This window comes from Paraburkholderia sp. EG304, from assembly GCF_046543485.1.
GTDB lineage: Bacteria > Pseudomonadota > Gammaproteobacteria > Burkholderiales > Burkholderiaceae > Paraburkholderia > Paraburkholderia youngii.
In genome coordinates, this window is sequence record NZ_JBKGUA010000151.1 from 1 (window position 1) to 3,954 (window position 3,954).

At 57.9% G+C, this 3,954-nt stretch carries 3 protein-coding genes and 1 pseudogene; 2 read left to right on the forward strand and 2 right to left on the reverse strand.

Features of this window, described 5'->3' with window-relative positions:
• Positions 1-148 precede the first annotated feature (148 nt).
• Positions 149-721 (forward strand): annotated as a pseudogene (locus ACLFKU_RS42605) (IS66 family transposase); the annotation flags it as partial.
• A gap of 515 nt (positions 722-1,236) precedes the next feature.
• Here the strand turns inward: ACLFKU_RS42605 and ACLFKU_RS42610 are convergent.
• Positions 1,237-2,202 carry a M64 family metallopeptidase gene (locus tag ACLFKU_RS42610; protein WP_410853238.1) on the reverse strand — a complete coding sequence of 322 codons (966 nt, stop codon included), beginning with the start codon at positions 2,200-2,202 and terminating at the stop codon, positions 1,237-1,239.
• The gene (locus tag ACLFKU_RS42615) at positions 2,199-2,885 is read right to left on the reverse strand and encodes a hypothetical protein (protein WP_410853239.1); all 687 of its coding nucleotides are present in this window, start codon (positions 2,883-2,885) and stop codon (positions 2,199-2,201) included. Before ACLFKU_RS42615 ends, ACLFKU_RS42610 begins: the two co-directional genes overlap by 4 nt.
• A gap of 509 nt (positions 2,886-3,394) precedes the next feature.
• Between ACLFKU_RS42615 and ACLFKU_RS42620 the strand changes: the two genes are divergently transcribed.
• On the forward strand, positions 3,395-3,832 hold the full coding sequence (locus ACLFKU_RS42620) for a hypothetical protein (protein WP_410853240.1): 438 nt from the start codon (positions 3,395-3,397) through the stop codon (positions 3,830-3,832).
• Positions 3,833-3,954 lie beyond the last annotated feature (122 nt).

Here is a 3,954-nt window from a genome sequence, read left to right on the forward strand (position 1 = left end):
CCTTCTGGCGTTTCTGAACTCTCTCTGACTCCCGAGATTTATGTCGTGATCGGCGACGCGCAACGACTGATCACACAAAGGCGACGCAAGCAGACTCGGCATAAAACGCAACTCGGGATAATGCGCCTTATGCCGAACTCCGCATAAGGCCCACGCGAGGAGGTACGTGTACGACGTTCACGAGCGCACGCCGACTCCGGATACCCAGAAACTGCTCGAGATGATCGGAGAGCTCTACAGCATCGAAGCCGACATTCGCGGCAAACCACCCGATGAGCGGTTGCGTGTGCGGCAGGAGAAGAGCAAGCCTCTGCTCAACACGTTCGAATCGACAATCAGGGCCAAGCTTGCAACGCTGTCGAAGAAGTCTACGCTCACGGGCGCGATCAACTACTCGCTGAACCATTGGGCGGCGCTCACGTTCTACTGCGAAGACGGACGTGCCGAGATCAGCAATGTGCTTGCAGAAAATGCCCTGCGTTGTGTAGCGTTGGGCAGGAAAAACTATTTGTTCGTTGGCTCCGACAGCGGCGGTGAGCGTGCGGCGGCGATGTACAGTCTCATCGGCACGTGCAAACTCAACGAAATCAACCCGCGTGCCTACCTCGAACACGTGCTCACCCGTATCGCGGACCACAAGGTCAACCGCATCGACGAACTGCTTCCCTGGAACGTGGCCGACAAACTGAAGCCCGCAGCTCCGCCCACGCACACCGCTTGACCGGGTAGATCGAGATAGGTCGTGTCAACGACCATGCAAACAATCCACGCTCTCACATCATGCCCCACGCGCGCGCGGATCGGGGATCGGCCCTGCCGAGCCGCTTACCAGACTGGGTGAATTTTAGCTCGATCAACAATAGGCGAAGATGCCGCTCTATTGGCCCCTGACGTGCCCGATGGCGTAGTAATTGTAGCGCCGATGCTTATCGACCGTCCGGGGCCTGTCGAGGTTGCCTGCGCGACCGAGTCGAGGCCATAGCGTGGGATTGCTGCCAAAGCTGGCGTCACTCGCATGAGTGACGCCGATTCCTCTGATGGTCAGCATTGCCGGCCGCGCTCCAACCGGTGTTGGGGCTGACGTTCATGATCGACGGCAGTCTCGCTATGATGTAGCTGAACTAGGCCGCAATCGCGCCCGCTTTGCTGCCTGCGCCCGAAGGGCTAAGCGTGCTGATCCGTGGGCCGGACTCGATAACGACGTTCGCTACTACCGACGCCGCGCGCGGACCGCAGTCAGGCCGATGAATCCGCTGTGGTTGCATCAACGTTCGCGCCACCGGGGTTGCCAGAAGTTGGGGTGAAGTGGCTCGTGACAGGCGGCAGCGGCAGGAATGGCTTAAGCGTGTTCCTGATGACTTCTAGGCAGACCGCGCAGAACGGTTTCCCGAGCGTACGCATTTGGCAGTTGTATTGTGGACGATACAATCCGCAATGGAAATACCCTGCGCCTGTGAATGCACCAACCGTAGCGGCCGGGGCAGGCGATGCTTGGGTATCGCATTGCGTACAATTAGCGTTGACGGTGGTCGGCAGCGCAGTGGCCGCAGCGATCAGTGCGCCCCATTTGATCGTCGCGCGGTCGGTGTTGGCGGTTATGTTGGGTTGTGCCGGCTCGGTTCCCGTATAGGTGTCGTGGCCAGTTTCACCGCTTGAACAACCGGCGTACGTCGAATATTCGTCGGCGAGGCCGAATGCCGTGTGCCCCATTTCGTGGATACCAATTTGCTCTGCGCCGTCTGCTTTCGAAAACACCGCGACCGGCCCGCCGGAACCGCCGTAGATGGTGCTGTTGACGATCACTACCGTCATGTTCGTCTGTGGCACCTGCGTGCGCGCGACGTTCAACGCTGTAGCGGCGTCGACGCTGAGCAGCCGCCGTATTTGCCCACCTTCGCAAAACGTCGCGTCGAAATAGGTGCGCGCCGTCGCGCCGGTACCGTTGCACAAGCCCGCGGGGTCGTCAGCGCCGCTGTCGGTCGAGAAAACCTCGACGCGGTGTACGTTGACGGCCGACCACATCTCGTTGAACGGCGCGGTACCGGCGACAGCGTTTGCGAAGTTCCACGCGTCGGTCGCATAGGTCGCCAGTTCGGCCCTCTGGTAGCCGTCGCCAAGGATCACAAGATTCCAACGCGATACATCAGGACCGTGGTCGATGATCTTGCTGACGCCGATGACGGCGCCATCTGCGGTAGTCATTTCAGGATGTCATCCAAACTGAATCGGGCGATTTCGCGCGCCGCACCCGTGCCAACCCGCGGGCCACCGCTGCGCGCTCGTTCGGCGCGGATCGTGCCGAATGGTGCGACCGGCGGGTGCTCTGTCGCCAACAGAACCAGTGTCGCCGCTTCCCAATAGGCCGGTACAAGAATTTCGAAAACGCCGCGCCGCAGAGCTGTAACGTGCGTTGGGGTCGCGCCGGGCGCATGCGCTTCGCGATACCGCGGCATTGGATCATGCTGGATCCGTCGGTATAACGGCCGGCCGTGGGGGTCTCGCAATTCGAACCAGAACCCCGCCTTGCCTTCGGAGCTGCACAGCTCATGCGAGGGTGGCAGGGTCATTTCGACCAGATGCTTTGAGGCGAGCGATAGCGCGTCGCCGTCGTAGGCAAAGATCAGGCGCAGGGTGCGGCGGTACGGTGGACTTGGCATCGGCGAACATCGCAATCCGGCAGTGGTGCCACAATTTTCGAGAATGCATCGAGCTGATCGACCAGCGCGGACGTTGCGGTTGTGCCCGGCGACCTCAATCTGCTGCTGCTCGCTTGCGCCGGCGGGTCGACTGTACACCAAGGCCGACCATCGCTGCAATATTCCCAACACGTAGCTTGGCCGCATGTACTGCTCACCGATGACTGCCGCTGGCAGCGGTAGCATCATTTGGTTCTCGCATCTTGTTGCATAACGGGGATGTCGACAGCGAAGCCTCGTCGGGCTCATTGCGGCCAGCAAAACTAAGCCGCCGCTATGGCCACAACTACCCTCAGTAACGCGTGTCCGCATCCTTTACATCGATTATTCCAACGGAAAATAGCTGACTGGTCGCCGGTGCAGGAACAGCAATCGCAAGGTCGTTGTTCAGCTCAATTGCAATAGAGTGTGTGACCTTTCGAGCATGTCGCCAAAAGGGCCAACATGAGAACGATCCAGCTCGTCTGCGCATCCCTCTGCTGCCAAGGAGATGATAACGCCATTCGGACGCGCGATATCACTCGATATTGTTTAAGTGTGCATAAGGAAGGTTGATGGAGCCTTTGCGAGTATCGGCGTTTTTTATTGCTGCGAGTATTGATTTCTGATCAATGTCAATCTGATTCAAATTCATAAATGACAGCCGCACCATAATGCACCATTCTAGCTGGCCGGACGATGAAGAATCGATACATTTGTTGAACATAGACAATTTGTTGAACATAGACATGATGACAAAAACATTAAAAAAGATTCGCGTTTTAGGGGCTCTTTTGATTGCGGTCGCGCTGAATGGTTGCGGTGGCTCGGACGGCGGTTCAGTCACCGACCCGACTCACGCGTCAGTTGGTTCCAGCGTGGATGATGAACTAACGCCATACTACGTCCAGTCAATAACTTGGCATACCTGCGGATCTGACAATTTTCAAATTGTGAACAAAGACCTGCTGGGTCCGCTATCGACTAGGGCTAGTTGTACTACGGTAAAGGTGCCGTTGGATTACGATGATGCGTCCAAAGGTAGCGTCGGCATTGGCGTACTGCGAGTGACTGCCGGTAAGCCTGCAAACCGGCTTGGTGGCATATGGATGAATGAGCTTCCCCTGAAATTTCGCCTTCCAGCAGGTCGGGTATAAACTCGACCGAAAGGAAGGAAAGAAGAAATGTTTAAGGTACCGCACCAGGTGTACACGGCGGAGTTCAAGGAAGCTGCAGTGCAACGAGTCAAGGACGGGCAAGGCGTGAGCGCCGTGGCCGG

What these genes read in the sequence shown, in the direction of transcription:
- ACLFKU_RS42610 (WP_410853238.1), bottom strand. Translation starts at nt 2,202, where the DNA reads ATGACTACCGCAGATGGCGCCGTCATCGGCGTCAGCAAGATCATCGAC.
- ACLFKU_RS42615 (WP_410853239.1), bottom strand. Translation starts at nt 2,885, where the DNA reads ATGATGCTACCGCTGCCAGCGGCAGTCATCGGTGAGCAGTACATGCGG.